The organism is Clostridium sp. YIM B02551 (genome assembly GCF_022324735.1).
Taxonomy (GTDB): domain Bacteria; phylum Bacillota; class Clostridia; order Clostridiales; family Clostridiaceae; genus Clostridium_T; species Clostridium_T paridis.
In genome coordinates this window covers 146,028-167,381 of the sequence record NZ_JAKGTF010000003.1, presented here as the reverse complement: position 1 = coordinate 167,381, position 21,354 = coordinate 146,028, and the positions used below count along the sequence as shown (strand labels likewise).

Below are 21,354 nucleotides of genomic sequence, written 5' to 3'. Positions count from 1 at the left end.
AATATATTTTAATATTTAAAATACATATTAAATTATATAACTAATTGCAAATGGTTTGCAACAAAAAATATTAATACACAAATATTTTTACTTTTCATCGCTTACCTGAGAAATATCAGCTATTTGCCAATAACCTTTAGATGTTTTTTCAAAAGTTACCTTATATGAAGAATATTTATGCGGGGATGTATCCTCTAATCCAGAAGCAGTTACTTGTGCTGTTTTATCGTCTTCATAAGTCAAGTTAACTTCTTTTACTCTAAGAAGTTTATAATCTTTTGCATACTTAGAAGTCATATAATAATCCACTGCATAGTATATATCTTTGCATTTATAGTTAATGTACAAAGTCCTTCCTACTATAGTTAAGGGAATAAGTAGTAAAGCTATAATAATAACTCTGGTAAGTACTAGTTTAATTTTTCGTTTCTTACGAATGTTAAATCGATATAAACGACTATTTGTATTAATAGTTTTTTTTGAAATTCTTCTATTATCTAATCTTCTTGCAGTACTCATAAAAACACCTCCAAATAATATATTACCAAATTATGGTAAAATGATAAAGAGTTATTGCATCTGAAGCTTATAAAAACATATAATAGGTATATAATAATTATGTGAAAGGATGGGACTTAAATGGATTTTTCAGCATTAGTTTTAATGGAAAGAGATGGAGCAACAGGGCATTTAATAAGAGAAGTAGGCAGTTATAGCGTAAATGAAGGTGCAATATATGTAACAAAGTTATATTTACAGGATGGAGTAGTAAATTTATTTTTCGGAACTGGTAAGGACGTGGAAGACTGGGAGTTCTCAGCAATATATGATTTGTTTGATGTGGATGCATTTGAAAAACTTGGATACAATATTGAAGAAATAGATAGCGAATTTAATCCACTTTGGAAGATAACATTTGATTATGAGGATGACCACGAGGAAATTAGAGCAATTCTAAATGAACTTTGTACAATTATAAATGAGTGTATTTCAAAAGTACTAGAGGATATAAAAGACAAAGAAAGCGAGTATATATAGGTTTTTTAGGGCACTTAATTTATTTATACATAAAGAAGTTGTTCATTGAACTTAAAATCCTATATAAAAAATGAGGTGAAAAAATGAGTGAAGATAAAAAATTGAAAAATAGAAATGAAATTGATGAATCTTATAAATGGGATATATCTAAGGTTTATAGCTCAGAAGATGTGTGGGATAAAGAATTTCAGGAACTTAAAGCTGAGGCACCAAAGCTAAAGGAGTACTCTGGTCAGCTTAAAACTGGAGAAAAAATATTAGAATATATGAAATTAAGTGAAAAAACTTCTAGAAAAGCTGAAAAGTTAATGATTTATGCACATCTAAGAAGTGATGAGGATACTGCAAATTCTAAGTTTCAAGTGTTAAAAGATAAAATTGATGCTTACTTAGCTGAACTTGGAAGTTATAGTGCATTTTTTGTTCCTGAAATTTTGGAATTAACTGAGGAATTTTTAATAAATGAGATAGATAGAATTCCTGAACTAAAGATATATGAATTTTTATTTAAGGATATATTAAAAGAAAAACCACATGTACTAACTAAGGAAATGGAAGAATTAATGGCTTCTGTATCTGATTGTTTAGATGCACCTTCAAATATTCATAATCTTTTAACCAATGCAGACATGACCTTTGGAACAACAAATGATGACGAAGGAAATGATGTGGAATTAAATGAAGGTAACTATTCTACTTTTGTAAGAAGTAAAAATAGATCAGTAAGAGAAAATGCATTTAAAAAGCTTTATGGTGGATATAAGGCTTTAGAAAATACTCTTGCAGCAAGTTTAAGTGCATCAATAAAAAATGATATTTTTTCAGCTAAAACAAGAAAATATTCAAGTGCTTTAGAGCAAGCCTTGAAGCCAAATGATATTCCATTAGATGTTTATAAAAATTCAGTGAAAACTATAAATGAAAATTTATCGTTATTACACAGGTACATTAAACTTAAGAAAAAATTATTAAAACTAGATGAAATGCACATGTATGATTTATATGTTCCAGCAATAGATGTTCCAAAAGAGCATATAGAGTATGAAAAAGGAATTGAAATAATTAAGAAAGCTTTAAATCCTCTAGGAGAGGAGTATTTAGGAATTTTTCAAGAGGGAATTGATAATGGATGGGTAGATGTTTACCAAAATAAAGGAAAGAGATCAGGAGCTTACTCATGGGGAAGTTATGATACTATGCCTTATGTTTTATTGAATTATAATTTCCAGCAACATGATGTATCCACTTTAGCTCATGAGATGGGACACTCAATTCACTCTTATTATTCAAGAAAATTTCAACCATATTTTTATGCAGGCTATACAATTTTTTGTGCTGAAGTAGCATCAACAACAAATGAAGCTCTTCTTATTCATTATCTTATAGAGAATGAAAATGACAAAAATAAAAAGTTGTATTTAATAAATGAAGAACTTGAACAAATTAGAACTACAGTATTTAGACAATTAATGTTTGCAGAATTTGAACTTTTAACTCATGAAAGCTTAGAGAATGGAGAACCTCTTTCTGCAGAAGCTTTAAACAGTATTTGGTTAGACTTAAATAAGAAATATCATGGAGAGCATATGATAGTGGATCAAGAAATAGAAAGTGAATGGAGTAGAATCCCACATTTCTATAATGACTTTTACGTATATCAATATGCAACTGGTTATGCAGCAGCATCATCCTTTGCTAATTCTATATTAAAAGGAGAAAAGGATGCAGTAGAGAAATATAAGGGATTCTTAAAAAGTGGAGGCTCCGACTATCCAATTAATATATTAAAAAATGCAGGGGTAGATATGACATCTTCAAAACCACTTGAAGCGACATTAGAGAGATTTAATGAATTATTAGATATGCTAGAAAAAGAAATTAAATAATTATTAGGGGACGGTTAACATTTAATCGTCCTTTAATTATGTAGAGATACAAAAAGAAATAAATTTCATTTTTATCTAAATAGTGTTAAAATATCAATTAATGCATAATATTTTGGCAAACTTAAGGAGGATTTTTATGAAGAGTTTCGAACAACTCCTGTTAAACAAACTGGTAAAAGAATTTGGCTTCTATATTAAGGATGTTAATCAGGGAGATTTAAAATGGATCGCTAAAATGAAAGTTGACAATGGAGAAATATTTGTAGGGGTAGTATCTAAGGAAAATAGAGATATTAAATTAGATTCAGAAGAGGGATCATTTATTAAAGTAATTGAGGGAAATTATAATGGAGAGGAATTAAAATCAGGCGAAATTTACTTTTCACCAGACGAGAAACAAGTAGTTGCGTCATGGAATGATAAAACACCGTTTATTGATATATTAAATTCATTATATAGAAGACCTACAACTAGTACTTTATCATATATAACAATGGGAATTATAGCAATTAATATTTTTGTATTTATATATAGTGCATTCTTATCAGGAAGTGTCATGGATATAAAATCAGATGTGCTTTATGAACTAGGTGCGAAATATACTCAAGCAATTCAATCCGGAGAATACTGGAGATTAATAACATCTGCCTTTTTACATGGAGGTTTGGTTCACATAGCAGTTAATATGTATTCATTATTTTATACAGGTAACCAAGTTAATAGAATTTATGGAAATAGAAACTTTGTAATTATATATTTCTTAAGTGCAGTTGGTGCATCAGGTGCATCCATGTTTACTAACTCTCTTTCAGTAGGAGCATCAGGTGCTATTTTTGGACTATTAGGAGGATTATTAGTATTTGCCTATAAAGAAAGAACTAGAATAGGTAAAGACTTTTTAGTAAATTTGGTTTCAATTATTGCAATGAACTTAATTATTGGATTCATGCTACCAAACATAGATATGTATGGACATATTGGAGGATTGCTAACTGGATTAGTCCTAGGTTTTATATTATATAAAAGAAAGTAAAAAAATAAGACGTTTCTCAACTTAATTGTTGAGAAACGTCTATTAATTTGTAATTATTGCTTCTAAGTCTTTATTTGATAAGGTTTCTTTTTCAAGTAGCTCTTTTGCAAGTAAATGAAGAGTATCTATATTTTCATTCAAAAGATTTTTCGTATCTGTGTATAAATTTTCTAATAATTCTTTAGCTTCTTCAATAATTAAGTTTCCATATGAATTCCCCATAGAACCTAAAGAAGACATTTTTAACAAACCGAGCTTAGCTCCCATTCCGTATTCTGATAACATAGAAATAATTATTTCAGTGGAAGATTTTAAATCCCCATAGGCTCCTGTAGTTATGTTATCTTTTCCGAAAATAATTTCTTCAGCAGCTCTTCCCGCAAGAAGAACCATTATTCTATTTTTTAAATGAGATATAGTTTGATACGAACTATCTTTAGGAATAGTTAGCGTATATCCACCAGCGCCTTTAGTTGTTGGGATAATTGTTACCTTTGATACCTTATCCTCTGGAATTCTAATTAAAGAGCAAAGAGCATGTCCACCTTCATGATAAGCAGTAATCTTTCTGTCTTTTTCACTTAAGTAATCTCTATCTTTCTTTTCGTAACCAGCTACAACAATGTCAAAAGCAGCACTAATATGTTCCATTGTAATAAATTCTGTGTCTTTCTTTGCAGCAAGTATTGCAGATTCATTAATTAAACTCTCAAGTTTAGCACCTGAAAAATACGCAGTTTTTTCAGCTATGTCTCGTATATTAATATCACTATAAGGTTTATTGTCTAAATGCAGTTTAAGTATTTTTTCTCTTGCATTAATATCTGGTAATGAAACCTCTATATGTCTATCAAATCTTCCTGGTCTAAGTAAGGCTGGATCTAAGATATCAAGTCTATTTGTAGCAGCAATAACAACAATACCTTCTTTTTCAGTAAAACCAGACATTTCTGTAAGTAATGCATTTAAGGTTTGATCTCTTTCATCTGAACCAGAAGACTGCTTTCCTCCATCTCTTTTTTTACCAATGGCATCTATTTCATCTATAAAAATAAGAGCTTTTCCATTTCCAGCTTCCTTTGCTTTCTTAAATAAATCTCTGATTCTTGAAGCTCCTACTCCAACATACATTTGCATAAAGTCAGAACCACTCATGGCATAGAAAGGCACATTTGCTTCTCCAGCTACAGCTTTAGCAAGAAGAGTTTTACCTGTACCTGGTTCCCCGTATAAAATAACTCCTTTTGGGATTCTAGCACCATATTTTACGTATTTATCTGGATTGATTAAAAAATCCACAACATCCTTTAAACTTTCTTTAGCTTCATCGTTTCCAGCAACTTTATCAAAATCATAATTAGTTTTAATATTGTCTGATACAACTTTTGGTGAAAAACCATTGCTAGTAGAGAACCTTTTATTATTCATGAAGTAAAACGCTAGCCAAAATACTGATATCATAATACCAAGTGAAGGTAAAACAGTTGATAGAGATTGTGGCTTTTCAGTTTCAATTATAATGCTTTTATTAAGTAAAGATTCTTTAAAGTTAGGGGTTTCAGGATTTTCAGTTAAATATTTATCTCCAGATTTTAAGGTTACTAAGAGTTTATTATTTGTAGAAAAGTAGACTTTTAATATGTTGTTGCTTGAAAAATCATTTTTAAAGTCTAAATAAGATTTATCTTTATGAGCTCTGTAACTTAAGTTAGTATATGCAAGAAAACTTAATGATGAAATAAAAATAATTATTGGAATTATTAAAAGTTTACTTTTAAATATTTTCATACATCCCTCCAAGATTTTTATCTAGTTAATATATACTACAATTATGATTATAAGGGTTTAAAATTTCTTGTCTAACGAATCTCATAACTTTTGGCAATGTAAGTTATGGATAATTGTCCAATTATGAGTTATACTTAAGTGGTTATTACTAGATATTTTGGAGGGGGAACCATGAGGGTATCAGAGATTTGTGTGAAGTTATCTAAAGAAGATATATTAGGCCTATTGGAAGAGGTAATTACCTTTAAAGGACTTAAAATAGATGATATTGAAATAGATAAAGTAATAAGAATTACAGGAAGTTTTAAAAAGATATTAAGAGTTAAATTTAGAGTTGCAGTTGAGATAATTGAAGTGAAAAAAGATGAATTAATATTTAGATTAAAAGAGATAAAAGTTCTTGGAATTCCGGCTATAAAGCTTGTTAGAAAGTTTATTCTAAAAAATATATTAAAAGATTTAAAGAATATGGGTGTTGAGCATAGTGAAGATAAGGTTATTATTAACTTTAATAAATTAATGAAAGATATAAAAAACTTTGCTATGGATATAAAGGAAATACAAGTAAGTAAAAGTGGTATAAATGTAACTTTACATAATGTAATTATAGATATTAAGGATATTATAAAAAAAGATAGTAAAGACAAAATAGAAAATGAGATATTAACCACAGCAGAAAATAAGAAAACCTTAATTGAAAATAATGAGATATTATTATTAGAAGATAAGACTGAAAATATAGAAAAGGTTCAAGATGTTTATGCTGATGGAAGAAGCTTCCTAGAGGAAAAAATACCTGATAGCATTAAACCAGTAGAAGATTACTTGTTTATTTTACCAGATATTATTGCATTAATAGTTAGACTGTTAAAAGATAGTAGAGTTAGTAAAAGTACAAAAATTGCAGTAGCATCTTCTCTTGGATATATTATAATTCCAAAGGATATAATAAATGATAAGATTCCTTTGCTTGGGAAGATTGATGATATGTCGGTGGTGTTTTTTGCGTTAAATAAGTTGATTAATGATGTGCCTTTAGAAGTTCTTTTAGAAAATTGGCAAGGAAGTAATAAAAATATATTAGTACTTAAAAATGCATTAGAGTATTTAAAATCATTTTCTAAGGGGAATAAACTAGATAAATTTTACGTCTTGATTGATTCATTTGTTTAATAGGAAAAGTTGATTATTATTTTAAGGAGCACATATATAATGGGAAAGAAAGTTTATGCTATAAAAGAAGGCTTTGATTCAGAAGCTAACATAAAAATAGAAAATAAAATTGTTAATACATGGGCAGAGTGTTTAAAATATGTTAAGGGCGTTAAGGGAGCAAAATATAAGAGCTTTGAAGATATAAATGAAGCTAAGCGGTTCTTAGAAGAAGGAAGTAAATTACTAAAAATGGGTGTGGATGAATATCCAAAAGATTGCTTACATATATACGTTGATGGAAGTTATAATATAAGCACTGAAAAATACTCATACGGATTAGTTGCTGTAAGGAATAATGTTGTTGAATATATTGATAGCGCATCCGCAGAAGATACTTCTAAGAGTAATATAAGGCAGATAGCTGGAGAATTAGAAGCGGCAGTCAAAGGCGTAGAATATGCTTTGAGTAAAAAGGATAAGAAAGCTGTTATTTTTCACGATTATGAAGGAATAGCACATCATGCTACAGGTTTTTGGGAAAGAAGAGAAGAATCTTCTATAAAATACTTTAATAGAATGAATGAACTTATGAAGTTAGGAATAGAAGTTATATTTGTTAAAGTAGATAGTCATACTGGGGAATTCTTTAATGAACTTGCAGATGAAAAATGTAAAGAAAAATTAGCTATTGCTTCAGATAGAGTTGTAGATAAATGGTTAGCTAAAAATATTCTATATGTAAGTAATGAAAAAGTAAGAAATGAAATATTAAGTATAACTAATAATAAGGAAGAAAATATTGTAGTTGTAGGTAATCAAAAAAATACAAGTAGTGAAAGTAAAAAGGATGAAATAGAAAGTAATATTCCTGAAGAAATAAATAGAATTCTTAATAAGTTATCTAAAGAAAAACAATTAAGAGTTTTAGAGATCGTTAAAGAAATAAGTGCTGAATAAAAAGTGATAATATACCCATATATTTCAAAGAGTATAAAAATAATTACTACACATAATATATCTATAAAACATTATATTAATTTTATTTATTAATGTTTTGTAAAATAATAATTGAGTAAGAGGTGTAGTTTTATGAAAAAATATCTAAGTGGAATTACAACAGGTGCAATAGTAGGGGCAGCTTTTGGAATGATGATATTACCACAATTAGACAGAAGAACTCAAAAGACATTTAGAAAAGTTGGAAGAAAAGTAATAGATATGGCTGAAGATAAAGTTGATATTATGGGATGGATGAAATAACTCGAGATATTTTCTCGAGTTATTTCATTATAAAAGAAAATATATGATTATATGGAATACTTATACAAAAATAAAAAAATTGTAGAAAACTACTGCGCAAATAATGAAAATTTCAAAAAAATGTATTAAAATTTGAAAATTCGTGTTATAATTTAAAATAATTAAATCATTTTAAATAATTTTTTAAAACATGATACATAGAAAAGGAAGATTAGATATGGAAATACTTTCATTAGGGGAAAAAATCAAAAGAAAAAGAAAAGAATTGAATATGACCTTAAAGGATTTAGCAGGGGATAGAATAACTCCTGGACAAATTTCTTTAGTTGAATCGGGAAGATCTAATCCATCTATGGATCTGTTAGAATATTTAGCAGATGCTTTAAAGACTTCTGTAGAATATTTAATGGAATCTGAAGAAACCCAAGCAGAAAAAATATGTATTTACTATGAACAAATTGCTGAATCATATATTTTATCAGGAGATTATTTTGGAGCTGAGAAATATATAGAAAATGCTTTATATTATTCTGAAAAATATGATTTAGAATATAGAAAAGCAAAAATATTATTTTTAACAGGCGAAATACACATGCTAAAGGGTGAACTAGTGGCAGCACAACAATATTTCCTATCTTCTAATGTTATATTTATAAAAAACAACAATTTTGAAGAGATTGTAAAAACTTTTCTTAATTTAGGAAAGATTACATTACAGCTTAGGGCGTATCATTCTACTAGTTCTTATTTAAAACAAGCTGAAAAGGTGTATCTAGACAACAGTGTTGGAAATGATCAGTTGCTTGGAGAAATTTATTATTACATGGCTACAGCCTTATTCAAAACTGAAAATATTAGTGAATCAATAAACTACTCATTTTTAGCAACAGAAAAATTTAAACGAATCCATAACAAAAAAGAATATGCAAGAACTCTATTATTATTATCAGAAGAATATAATAAAAAAGGTGATTTAGCAAATGCAATAAAATATTCTGAAAAAACACTAGATGTTTATAAGGAATTAGAAGACACAAAAAATATTGGAGAAATAGAAAATAATTTAGGAAAGTTATTTTATGAATTTGAGAATATAGAAGAGTCTTTTATGCACTATGATATTGCCAAGGAAATAAGAAGCAAAAATGCTGATAACAAATTAATAGAAACTCTTATAAATATATGTGAAAACTATTTAAAATTAAAAGATGTTGATAAGAGTGAAGAAATTATAAATGAGATATATGACAAGATCGATGACAATGATATTGATAATCGAATTGAGTGTAATTTATTAAATTATAGACTTCGTTTAATACAAGAAGAATTTGAAGAGGCAGAAAATATATTGATAGAAACATACAATTATGCAGTCAATAATGAATGCAGTAAGAAGGCTGGACAAGTAGCGATAATACTTGGAAAATTCTACATAGATAATAAAAGGGACAAAGAAGCAGCACAATATTTAGATTATGGGATTAATATATTTAGCGACATAGGGTTATTAAGAAATTAATAATAGATTGGGTGATATGATGGAAATACTATCAACGGGGGAAAAAATAAAGCGTGCAAGAGTTTATAAGGGAATTACATTAAAAGAACTTTGTGGGGATAAAATATCCATTTCAAAAATGAGTTGTATTGAGAACGAAAAAATTAAGGCTGAAAAAGAAGTTCTAGAGTATATTGCCGCGAAGTTGTTTTTGGATTTAGATTATTTATTAAAAGATGTTAAAGAACAGCTTGTAGACAATATAGAATTAATTAGAAAGAATCTTTTTTCAGGGGAAGATATTGAAGAAAATATTAAATATAACTTAGAATATGCAAATGAATACGAGTATTTTGATTTATCTTTTGAATTAATGCACTTATTATTTCAATACTATCTTGATGAGTCAAAATATGAAAATATTCAATTGATAGTATCTCAGTACTATTATTTATCTCAAAAAAACATTGATAAAGAAATTGTTATAAATTATTTTCATGATATGGGTAAGTATTTCTGCCAAAATAAAGAATATACTGAAGCTATAACATATTATGAAAGACTTATAGAAGTTCTTAGTAACAATAAGTTTAAGGATAAAGGCGAATATGCATATACGTTATATAGTAAGGCATTATGTTACTATAAGTTAAAAGAAATACATAAGGCTTATGAAGATATGAAGTGTGTAGAGAAATATATTAAATATGTTGAAGATCCAATAAATAAGGGGAAAATGTACAACCTGTTAGCAACATTGTGCATAAAGCTAAAAAAATCTGAAGCAGAAGCTTGGGTAAAAAAGGCTTTTAGTTTTCAAAAGGACAATCCTATATCATTGGCACTTTCAAAGTGGAATTATGGAGAATGTTATTTTGGAATTGGGGAAAAGGAAAGAGCTATAAATGAAATAGAAGAAGGATTACATATCTTTCCAAAACATAATAGGATAAAATATGTTGAATTTATGAATAACTGTATAAAGCTATTTATAGATTATGAAGAATATGATGGGGCATATAACATATGTGATGAAGCTCTTAATCTAGCTATTGATTGCGATAATATAAAATTAATTGAGAGATCATATTATCTAAAAGGTACAATATTACAAAAGCAAAATAAGGTTAAAGAAGCTGAAATGTATATGAATCTTTCATTAGATGCTATCTTAAAAGTTGGTAATAAGGAAGATAGGTACCAAAGATACATAGACATGGGACAAATGTACTATAAACTTGGAGAAATAAGAGATGCTTTAAAGTATTTTTCACTTGCTTTATCTTTAGAGAAGACTTTATAAGACTAAATTTTGTTAAAATTATAACATTTTGGCTATGAGAATAATAAAGAGTTGCCCTTAACTTATGAGAATTCATATTAAGGACAACCCTTTTTATTTGCAATATAAAATTAATTTATGCCAAAATCAGTATATATACAAATCAATTATTACTATTAATAAGAAGAAAAGTATTTATACTAATATTTTTTAATTAAGTCAAAAGTTATTTCAAATAAGCTTAATTTTGGACTGAAGGAGCTTATTTTTATTGGCTTAAATATTCTTTTTAATATTTTCATACACTCACGCTCCCTTTAATATTTCTTAATATTATTATAGAGGTAAGTTTTGTAAAATTCATTGACAATTAAGGCTATAAAATGGTACATTTGCGAGAAGTTCTTCATAAATCCAGTATTAGTAAAAACAAAAAAACACCTTAATTAAGGTGTTTTTGTACTTTTTTATTATTGTTTTATACTTTCTTTATTATTATTAAATGTGCACCGTACCCTTTTAGTTTAGGTAGTAGATTTAAAACAGAACTTTTCTTTGTGTATCTAAAATTAATGCCTGGGAAAGAAGCTTTGTGAAGAATTTCCCTTTCTTCTTTATTTAATCTAATTGGTTTTCCCATACCTAACCAGTAATTGTAGGATGAACCTATTTTTTCATTTAATATATAGGTAGTTATTTGTGCATTACTATTTATATTTACTATATTTAAGGATATTTTCTTTTCAGTTGTATTTTTAATACCTCTTCTTTTTTCCAATGCTTCATAGCTAATTAAATTATTAAGTTCTTCACCATAATTATAAAGAAGAATTTGATACTCATCATCGCTTTTAGTAACTAAATAACCGTCACCTTTTTGGACAAGAATATCTCCTAATTTGCCAAGTAAATAGTAAGCATAATAAGAAGGTTTTTTAATTCCCATATCATTTACCAACCCTGAAGAACCAAAAAATACTTCATTAGTAAGTACTACTTCTTTCTCTAATACGTCAAAAGCTCTAATAAAATTTAAAGATATATTATTATTAGCCACTTGGTGAATAATATAAGGTATCATATAAGCTGAGTCGTATATTTTGTTTATTTCTAGGTGATTTCCAATATAACCTTCATCTTCATATTCCAATGAGTTTTCCTCTAAAATTTTAATAATCTCACTTTTAAGTTCAGATGGAAAGTCGCTATGGAATTGATATTTTATGTTATAAAAATCAATACTCTCTATTTCCGAAAAATACTCTACATAGCTATGGAAGGCATTTATCAATTCCTCATCTGTAAGCTCTAATTGTTCCAATAAAACTAGAGGTGTAAGTTCAATATATTCCATAAATTCAAAAACAGTCTTTGTTTTATTCCAATTGTAAAAGCTGCTACCTGGGAAAATCCCCATATCTCTATGGAAAAGATTAAATATTCTTCCGTATCTAAAGGAGATTTCTTCCTGAATTTCTTCAAGGTTATCTTTATTATCCTCAATTAGAAGGTCGAAGGCATCCCCTACATTAATTACTTTTCTAAAGTCGTCAGAGAAAGGAGAAATTTCTTCATCCATATTAATATGAATTTTATGAATTCTATTTTCATAGTTAAATCTGTCATAATCCTCTAGATAAGGGTAAAGGAATTTAAGTGCTTCAGAAGTTTCTAAGTAAGTTAATTTTTTTGCTTTTTCATAAGATTTTTCATCTAATTTATACTTCTTTTTATATTGAAGTGGAGTACATTTGTAGTAAAATTTAAAATTCTTATTATAGTATCTTGTATGAGAAAAACCAACCTCATCAGATATTTCTGAAATACTCATATTGCTGTCTAAAAGCAGCTTTATAGATTCCTCAACTCTTGTAAGATTTAATAAATCAGTAAAACTATAGCCCGTAGCATTTTTTATCTCATGTGAAAGATAGTCTGCACTTAAAAATTCTTTTTTAGCTATTTCCTGAAGACTTATTTTATTATTGTAGTTATTGAAAATGTATTTTGCAATTCTATGATATCTTTCTAATTGTTCTTCATTGTCCTTTAGCTCTTCCTTCTCATAGGTTAAATAGTGAAAATTGTTAATTAAATGATATAGCATATCTATTAAAGTACTTTCAATTTCTTCATCATAGTCTTCTCTTTTTTGTATTGCTTCGCAAAGAATTATTGAAAGAAAAATTCTAAGATCTTCATATTCCTGACTTTCTTGAGCTCCTTCGTCTGAACTATTAAGATAGAAAAACATATTTTCTATGTCATTATAATATTTTTCAAAAAAACTTGAGTCCATATGGAAGATTAAAACTCTATTATCAGGATCCTTTGAAAATATTCTATGAGATTCATTATTGTTGATTACTTCCATCTCTTTTTCTTCAATTTCATAAGTATCTGAATCTATGGTTACATTTATTGTACCTTTAAGTACAAATATTATCTCAATAGCGTTGTGCCAGTGAATAGGATAATCTTCAATTGAGCAATATGAAATTGTTACTGGCATATCTAATGGATAAATTATATGTTCTCTTCTCAAGTTCTCACCTCAAATTATTATTTATAAATATATTATATCATAAAGAGAAAAAAGAGATAAAAGGAAGATAAAAATAGACTTTGACTTTCTTTGACTTTTATATTATTATTAAATTAAAGCAAAATACAAGGAGAATTTTAATGAGGTGATAATATGAATATTGAAAAAATGACATTAAGAGTGCAGCAATCATTAAATGATGCACATGAAATAGCAGTTAAGAACAATCATCAAAGTGTAGATTCAATACATCTTTTTGCAGCTCTTATTAATGCTGAAGATGGACTTATTGCAAATATTTTAAGTAAGATGGGAAAAGATATCAAATCACTAAGATTGGATACTGATTCACTTTTATCTGGTATGCCTAAGGTATTAGGTTCAGCTGCGTCCTCATCAGGTGTATACGCAACTAGGAAAATAGAAGAAATACTTATAAAGTCAGATAAATACGCTGAAGACTTTAAAGATATGTATATAAGTGTAGAGCATGTATTCTTAGGGATTATTGACATAGAAAATAAGAATGTAATAGGGAATTTGTTAAATAAATATGGTGTTACAAAGAATGAATTTTTAAAGGCCTTAAAAGAAATAAGAGGAAGTCAAAGAGTTGAAACACAAGATCCAGAAGGAACATATGATGCGTTAAGCAAATACGGAGTCAACTTAGTTGAATTAGCCAAGAAACATAAGCTAGATCCAGTTATAGGAAGAGATGAGGAGATAAGAAGAACTGTTAGAATTCTTTCTAGAAGAACTAAAAACAACCCTGTACTTATTGGGGAGCCTGGAGTTGGAAAGACAGCTATAGTTGAAGGATTGGCTGAGAGAATTGTTAGAGGAGATATACCAGAGGGATTAAAAGATAAAATAATATTTTCGTTAGATATGGGAGCATTAATTGCAGGTGCAAAATATAGAGGTGAATTTGAAGAGAGACTAAAAGCGGTATTAAAAGAAGTTCAGAGTTCAGAAGGTAGAATAATATTATTTATTGATGAAATTCATACAATAGTTGGTGCTGGTAAAACAGAAGGTGCAATGGATGCTGGAAACCTAATTAAGCCTCTTTTAGCAAGAGGAGAGCTTCATTGTATAGGGGCAACAACTTTTGATGAATATAGACAATACATTGAGAAAGATAAGGCTCTTGAAAGAAGATTTCAGCCAGTTATAATTGATGAGCCAACAGTAGAAGATACAATTTCAATTTTAAGAGGATTAAAGGAACGATTTGAAATACATCATGGAATAAGAATCCATGATTCTGCCATAGTTGCAGCTGCAAAATTATCTGATAGGTATATTCAAGGAAGATTCTTGCCAGATAAGGCCATAGACTTAATAGATGAAGCTGGTGCTATGATAAGAAGCGAAATAGACTCCTTGCCTACGGAACTTGATGAGGTAAGAAGAAAGATTTTTCTATTGGAAACTGAAAGAGAAGCATTACTTAAAGAAAAAGATCCAGCATCAATTGCAAGAGCTCAATCAATAGATAAAGAACTTGTGGAACTAAAAAGTAAAAATGACGAGATGAGTGCAAAATATGAAAAAGAAAAGTCTCATATATCAGAGATTAGAGAACTTAAAAAGCAGCTAGATGATGCTAGAGGAATGATTGAAAAATATGAAAGAGAGTACGATCTAAATAAGGCAGCTGAACTTAAATATGGACTTATTCCATCCCTTGAAGAGAAAATAGCTGAAAAAGAAAATGAAGTTAAAGAAAACTATGAGGGAGCCCTTTTAAAGGAAGAGGTTACAGAAAATGAAATATCAAACATAGTATCTAAATGGACTGGAATTCCTGTAACAAAGCTAGTGGAAGGGGAAAAGAAGAAGCTTTTAAGATTGGAAGATGAATTAGGAGAAAGAGTTATAGGTCAAAATGAGGCAATTCAATCAGTTACAAATGCAGTTATAAGGGCAAGAGCAGGGCTAAAAGACGAAAATAGACCAATAGGATCGTTCATTTTCTTAGGCCCAACTGGTGTCGGTAAGACTGAATTAGCCAAAACATTAGCAAGAACTCTTTTTGACTCAGAAGAGAACATTATAAGAATTGATATGTCAGAATACATGGAGAAATATTCTGTTTCTAGATTGATAGGAGCGCCTCCAGGATATGTAGGGTATGAGGAGGGTGGTCAGCTAACAGAAGCAGTTAGGAGAAAACCTTACTCAGTTATCTTGTTTGATGAGATAGAGAAGGCTCACCAAGATGTATTTAATGTGTTCCTACAGATTTTAGACGATGGAAGACTAACTGATAATCAAGGTAAAACTGTTGATTTCAAGAATACAATTATAATAATGACCTCCAATATAGGAAGTTCTTATTTATTAGATGGAAGTAAAGATGGTAGAGTTTCAGAAGAATCGAAGGCTAAAGTTATGAATGAAATGAAGTCGAGATTTAAACCAGAATTCTTAAATAGAGTTGATGATATAATAACCTTTAGTCCATTATCATTAGATGATATTAAGAAAATAATAGATATATTCTTGATTAAGGTTAAAAATAAAATGAAAGAAAAGAATGTAATCCTAGAGATAACTGATAATGCTAAAAAATTAATTGCGGAAGAGGGATTTGACCCAGTATATGGTGCAAGACCATTAAAGAGATATATTGAAAATACATTAGAAACAAATCTTGCAAAAAGAATAATTTCAGGAGAAATCTATGATGGAGTAACAGTAACTATCGATGAAGAGGATAGTGCATTAGTGTTTAAGGTTTAAAATTAAATCTGGTAATCAAGGTAATATAATCGGGGACGGTTAACATTTAAGTGATCTAAATTAGATATAAGAAATGTTAACCGTCCCCGTTAAAATCAACGTATCTATTGAATAGGTAAATAAAATATGGCAATAATTCAGTAGGTAAGGAAGGTGATTTTTATGCCTAGAGCTGCAAGAATAAAAGTTAGCAATGGAATTTATCATGTAATGATTAGAAGTATCTCTGAAGTAAAACTATTTAAGAATGATTTTGATAAAATTCAATATTTAGATTTTCTAAAAGAATGTCAAAAGTTTTATGTTTTTAAAATTTATGCTTTTTGTTTAATGAATAATCACGCCCATTTCATTATTGATTCTTGTGGAAGTGATATATCAAAAGTAATGCATAGAGTTAACTTAATGTATTCAAGATATTATAATCACAAATATAAGAGACATGGACATTTGTTCCAAGACAGATTTAAAAGTAAATTGATAAATAGCGATAGATATCTTATGAACTTATCATTATACATACATAATAATCCTAAAGATATTAAAAGATACAGAAGATTTCCTGAGAAATATAGATTTTCAAGCTTAGGATCTTATCTGAATTTAAAGAATGATGAATTTCAAATAGTTGATAATTCTTTTATAAATTCTTTGATAGCAGAAGATTCCTATTTGGCATGTAAAAGGTATTCAGAGAAGATTAGCAGATATTCAGGAATAAATATTAATGAAGGCGAATTTAAAAAAGAGAAGAGTCAATATATAAGCGGCAGAAAAATTATAGATAGGAATTTCACTTTAGACTCAATTTTTAAATATATAAAAGATAAGTATGGTTTTGGACGTGATATGCTTAATATTAAAAATAGAAGAGAAACACTAAACGCAAAAGCAATTGTGGTGGTGTTAATGAAAAGTTTAGGAAACTTTAAATGTAGTGAGATTTCTGAGGTTTTGGGGAACATAACTTATTCAAGAGTATCTAAGTTATGTGGAATAGGCATTAATTTAATTATTTATGATAAAGAATACAATGACGAAATTTATAATTTTTTAAAGTCAGCATAAATTAAAAAAATTACTTAAAATTTTGGCTGTAAAATAGAAAAAAAGATAGACAAGCTAATTTGTCTATCTTTTTTACATTCAGAACATTTAAATTTTAATATAAAATATAGAATTAATAAATGTTAACCGTCCCCAAGTATTTCAGCCATAGAAATAAACTTTTTCGCTTTTTCAAAATTTCCTTGAAGTTCAGCAATTTGACTTATTAATAGGTAAATTTCTTTATTTTCCTTATCAATAGAAAGAGCCTTATTTAAAACTTCTTCTGCTTTAAAATAGTCATTATCGTCTATTAATTTTTTAGATAAAACTAAGTATGAGTTAACATCTTTTTTTATAGTATGTTTTCTTAAAACTTCGTCTAAAACTGATTTAATTCTTTTGGTAGTGAAAGGCTTTTGAAGATAAGCGGCAGCACCGAATTTAGTGCATTCTACAGCATTCTTTATTGTTCCAAAAGCAGTCATCACAATAACTGTTGTTGATTTATTCATTTTTTTAACTTGCTTTAAAAGTTCTGTTCCTGATACATTTGGAAGTTTTATATCAGTAAACATTAAGTCAATTTGATGGTGATTAAATATTTCTATAGCCTCTTCAGCATTTTTTGCCTCAAAAACCTTAAACCCTTCTATTTCTAAAAAAGTTTTAAGCATTTCTCTTATATTTTTCGTATCATCTACTACTAAAATAGTTTTCATTATATGCCTCCTATTATTGGAAGTGTAACCTTAAAGATACTTCCAGATCCGTATACACTATTACAAGTTATTGTACCGTTATGGAGCTCAACGATTTGTTTAGATAAAGGTAGTCCAAGTCCAGTACCATTTGATGTATCGTTGCCTCTATAGAATTTATCAAATATTTTATCTATTTGTGATTTGCTAATACCAATACCTTGATCCTGTACAGTAAGAATTATTGATTTATCATCAGAGTATAAAGAAATAAATACTTGTTTGTTATCTAAGGAGTATTTTATAGAATTGGAAATAAGATTATTAACAACCCAAGAAAATTTCTCCTTGTCAATAGAAATCATTGGCAAAGCCCCGATTCTTTCAAAATTCAATGTTATATTTCTAGCGTGAGATATAGTACAAAAATTCTTAATAGAATTCTTAATAATATCAGAAATATCTGCAATCTCAAAATTTAAGTAATTTTGATCAGTTTCTAACTGAGTAAGCTTTAAAAAATTATCAATCATATTTAATAAGTTTTCTGCATCTTCTTGTATTGTGTTGATAATTCTATATCTTTCATCAGCATTTTCAATTATAACACTTTCCTCAAGCATTGAAGAGCCCATCATAATTGAAGTTAGCGGAGTTTTTAACTCGTGTGAAAGAGTGCTAATAAAGTCCTGTTTTAATTTATCAAGTTTTTTTAGTTCTGTAATATCTTGAAAATATACTATTATTCCGTTTAGGTTTGAATCTCGATTTTTTATAGTTGAAACAGATACATTAAAACTATGACTATCTTTATGAAAATTCATTACTTTAGATGCACCACTAAAGTTAACCTCTTTAGCCTTTGAGATAAAATCAAATAAATCTCCATCTGTAATGAAATCTAATATATGTTGGCCTATTAGTGAGGCTTCACGAAACTTAAAGAAATCCTCGCAAGCATCATTTATTAAGATGCACTTGAAATTGTTATCCAAAACAATTAAAGGATTTGATATACTTTTAACAATTGCCAGCGACTTATTTTTTTCTTCCATAAGTTGTCCCAAAGTTGAGTCTTTAAATTCCTTAATTCTTTTTGACATATTGTGAAATTCTTTATAAATTTCGCCTATCTCATCTTCTGAATTAATAGGTCTATTAAATGAAAAGTTTCCATCTTTAAAGCCGCGTATTGCATTCTGAAGATTTACTAGAGGGAGTAGCAGTTTATCTAAGTATTTATTTGATAAAAGAATACTTAGAAATAAGACTATCAAAGAAGATATGAATAAAAATTTCGAAGAAAGAATTATTTTTTCTTGAGAATTTAGTATCTTTACTTTCATAGCATTATTATTAAGTTCATATATAGCATCTAAATTTTGTTTAAGTTCATTATATTTATTTTGTATTTCATTATAATAACCAGAGGTACTATTTCCTTTATCGTAAGAATCAAAAGTAGTTTTACCTGTATTAAAAAATTTAATATATAGTGCTTTTGTTTGATTATTCAAGTCCGATTCCCCATTTTCAGAGGTCCTATCAAGTTGAATAGCATAATTGTCATAAAAATTTTTTTCTAAATCTAAAAAATTGCTCTTATAAACTTCATTTTTAGTAGAAATATAATTTAATAATGCAAAATGCTGATTTTCTGTAATATCTTGCATATTTTTAACAGCATTAATACTGTCAAAATTGTATTTATAAAAACTATTAATAGAATCCTTTATATAGAAAAAATTATATAGTGAAATAATTACAATAACTGCATTTACTGATATTAATAGAGTAATAAGTATTTTAAATTTTACCCGAAGGCTGTTTTTCAAATTAAACAACTCCTTATGTTGATTATATTGATATTAATAAAATATATTATATGACAAAATTCTTAAATAAAAAAGATGTCTCCTATAAGGAGACACCCTTTTGTTTACTAATTATTTTATATTGTTTTCATATTGTTCAACCATTCTTTTTACCATTTCTCCACCGATTGAACCTGCTTCTCTAGCAGTTATATCTCCATTGTATTCTTTTAAGTGAACGCCTAATTCACTAGCTACCTCATTTTTAAATTTAGATAGCCCATTTTTTGCATCTGGTACTAATGTTCTATTACTTCTTGCCATAACAGTTTCCTCCTTTTATCCCTTGTGGGATTTTATATTTTATTTGCTAAGCTTTATTTGCTTTGCATCATTATTTTGTGCACTCTTGTTTTTAATACACTATAATATCAGAGGTAAAAGAGGAAATGTGTACATGTCTAACCAAAAAATAGGACAAATTGTTATAATAATGCACTTTTATATTTTTATAAAAAACAAATAAAAAAATACATCATTTATTAAATTCTTTATAAGAAATTAATCCATGAACTGAACTAGCTTCTTTAATCCCACGAACAATAGCCTTTTCCATAACTTTAGCAGCTAAAAGTCCAACAACATTAATGTCAGCATTTACTTTGTTTGTAGATAAAGTAAATATAGTATCACCATCAAACATTGTATGAGCAGGTCTAATCGCTCTTCCATAACCATTATGACTCATAGATGCTACTTTATTAGCCTGAGCCTTAGTTAGAATTGCATTTGTAACAATGACGCCTATTGTTGTATTTCCACTAAAAACATTTTTACTCTTATCATATTGTGAAATCATATAGTCTTCAGTATTTACAAAAGTTTTCTTATCATCAGTTAGAGCACCTGCGATGATATTATTAGTTTCCGTATCAATGATATCACCTAATGCGTTAACTGCAACGATTGCGCCTACTTGAAGATCGCCAACTTGTACTGCATAAGTTCCAAGTCCACCTTTCATGGAGAATTCAGGTCCTTTAAATTTCCCAACAGTTGCACCTGTACCAGCTCCAATATTTCCATTTATGTCGCCATTATATTCTTCAGAATTAATGCATGCTTGAAGTCCCATTAATTTATCAGGACGAATATCTGAACTACCAATAACAAGGTCAAATAAAACAGCACTACAAACAATTGGAACTTTCGTAACACCAACATCAAAACCTATTGAGTTTTTTTCTAAGTACTCCATTACGCCTGCAGAAGCATCTAAGCCAAAAGCACTTCCACCAGATAATACGATTGCATGAACTTTATCAACTAGTTCCATAGGATTTAAGAGGTCAGTTTCTCTCGTTCCTGGAGAACCACCACGGACATCTACACCTCCAGAGGCACCTTCCTTACAAATAACAACAGAACAGCCAGTGCATCCTTCAAAATTTTGAGCATGACCAAGCTTAATTCCATCAATATTAGTAAATTTTATCTCATTCATAATAATACCTCCATATCACAAAAGCATCCAAGATTCTTGGATGCTTATAATA

General features: G+C 28.4%; 17 protein-coding genes. 10 read left to right on the top strand and 7 right to left on the bottom strand.

The genetic code is table 11. The annotated features are described in order from the left end of the window. Positions 1–87: 87 nt before the first annotated feature. Entirely contained in the window at positions 88–519 is a 432-nt protein-coding gene (locus tag L1S47_RS05020) for a hypothetical protein (protein WP_238882378.1), read from the bottom strand. Between the two features lie 120 nt (positions 520–639). Here L1S47_RS05020 and L1S47_RS05015 point away from each other — a divergent pair, with 120 nt between their 5' ends. From L1S47_RS05015 to L1S47_RS05005, 3 genes are all read left to right on the top strand, one after another. Continuing rightward, entirely contained in the window at positions 640–1,038 is a 399-nt protein-coding gene (locus tag L1S47_RS05015) for a DUF6762 family protein (protein WP_202767794.1), read from the top strand. 83 nt (positions 1,039–1,121) lie between these two features. Then, positions 1,122–2,924 (top strand): oligoendopeptidase F, encoded by a 1,803-nt coding sequence (pepF, locus tag L1S47_RS05010; RefSeq protein WP_238882377.1) that lies wholly within the window; start codon positions 1,122–1,124, stop codon positions 2,922–2,924. 136 nt (positions 2,925–3,060) lie between these two features. After that, complete coding sequence (locus tag L1S47_RS05005) at positions 3,061–3,957, top strand: rhomboid family intramembrane serine protease (protein ID WP_238882376.1); 897 nt, start codon at positions 3,061–3,063, stop codon at positions 3,955–3,957. Positions 3,958–3,999: 42 nt separating this feature from the next. On the opposite strand, the gene L1S47_RS05000 is transcribed toward L1S47_RS05005, so the two are convergent. After that, positions 4,000–5,745 carry an ATP-dependent metallopeptidase FtsH/Yme1/Tma family protein gene (locus tag L1S47_RS05000; RefSeq protein WP_238882375.1) on the bottom strand — a complete coding sequence of 582 codons (1,746 nt, stop codon included), beginning with the start codon at positions 5,743–5,745 and terminating at the stop codon, positions 4,000–4,002. Between the two features lie 171 nt (positions 5,746–5,916). Here L1S47_RS05000 and L1S47_RS04995 point away from each other — a divergent pair, with 171 nt between their 5' ends. The 5 genes from L1S47_RS04995 (at position 5,917) to L1S47_RS04975 (ending at position 10,961) form a co-directional block, all read left to right on the top strand. Beyond that, entirely contained in the window at positions 5,917–6,918 is a 1,002-nt protein-coding gene (locus tag L1S47_RS04995) for a DUF1232 domain-containing protein (protein WP_238882374.1), read from the top strand. 39 nt (positions 6,919–6,957) lie between these two features. Further along, positions 6,958–7,857: a viroplasmin family protein gene (locus tag L1S47_RS04990; protein ID WP_238882373.1), complete on the top strand. Its 900-nt coding sequence runs from the start codon at positions 6,958–6,960 to the stop codon at positions 7,855–7,857. A 132-nt stretch (positions 7,858–7,989) separates the two neighbouring features. After that, complete coding sequence (locus tag L1S47_RS04985) at positions 7,990–8,160, top strand: hypothetical protein (RefSeq protein ID WP_202767788.1); 171 nt, start codon at positions 7,990–7,992, stop codon at positions 8,158–8,160. A gap of 217 nt (positions 8,161–8,377) precedes the next feature. After that, positions 8,378–9,679, top strand: coding sequence for a helix-turn-helix domain-containing protein (locus tag L1S47_RS04980; RefSeq protein ID WP_202768118.1), 1,302 nt, complete (start codon positions 8,378–8,380; stop codon positions 9,677–9,679). 19 nt (positions 9,680–9,698) lie between these two features. Beyond that, a complete protein-coding gene (locus L1S47_RS04975) occupies positions 9,699–10,961 on the top strand; it encodes a helix-turn-helix domain-containing protein (protein ID WP_238882502.1) in 1,263 nt (420 codons plus the stop codon). A 457-nt stretch (positions 10,962–11,418) separates the two neighbouring features. Here the strand turns inward: L1S47_RS04975 and L1S47_RS04970 are convergent, their stop codons facing one another. Next, a complete protein-coding gene (locus L1S47_RS04970) occupies positions 11,419–13,485 on the bottom strand; it encodes a helix-turn-helix domain-containing protein (protein ID WP_238882372.1) in 2,067 nt (688 codons plus the stop codon). A 153-nt stretch (positions 13,486–13,638) separates the two neighbouring features. Here L1S47_RS04970 and clpB point away from each other — a divergent pair, with 153 nt between their 5' ends. Next, positions 13,639–16,236, top strand: coding sequence for an ATP-dependent chaperone ClpB (gene clpB / locus L1S47_RS04965; RefSeq protein WP_238882371.1), 2,598 nt, complete (start codon positions 13,639–13,641; stop codon positions 16,234–16,236). 162 nt (positions 16,237–16,398) lie between these two features. Then, complete coding sequence (locus L1S47_RS04960) at positions 16,399–17,304, top strand: transposase (RefSeq protein ID WP_238882370.1); 906 nt, start codon at positions 16,399–16,401, stop codon at positions 17,302–17,304. 122 nt (positions 17,305–17,426) lie between these two features. On the opposite strand, the gene L1S47_RS04955 is transcribed toward L1S47_RS04960, so the two are convergent. From L1S47_RS04955 to L1S47_RS04940, 4 genes are all read right to left on the bottom strand, one after another. Next, entirely contained in the window at positions 17,427–18,005 is a 579-nt protein-coding gene (locus tag L1S47_RS04955; RefSeq protein WP_238882369.1) for a response regulator, read from the bottom strand. Beyond that, complete coding sequence (locus tag L1S47_RS04950) at positions 18,005–19,819, bottom strand: ATP-binding protein (protein ID WP_238882368.1); 1,815 nt, start codon at positions 19,817–19,819, stop codon at positions 18,005–18,007. Before L1S47_RS04950 ends, L1S47_RS04955 begins: the two co-directional genes overlap by 1 nt. A 111-nt stretch (positions 19,820–19,930) precedes the next feature. Further along, positions 19,931–20,122 (bottom strand): alpha/beta-type small acid-soluble spore protein, encoded by a 192-nt coding sequence (locus tag L1S47_RS04945; RefSeq protein ID WP_202767782.1) that lies wholly within the window; start codon positions 20,120–20,122, stop codon positions 19,931–19,933. 211 nt (positions 20,123–20,333) lie between these two features. Beyond that, complete coding sequence (locus L1S47_RS04940) at positions 20,334–21,302, bottom strand: P1 family peptidase (RefSeq protein ID WP_238882367.1); 969 nt, start codon at positions 21,300–21,302, stop codon at positions 20,334–20,336. Positions 21,303–21,354 lie beyond the last annotated feature (52 nt).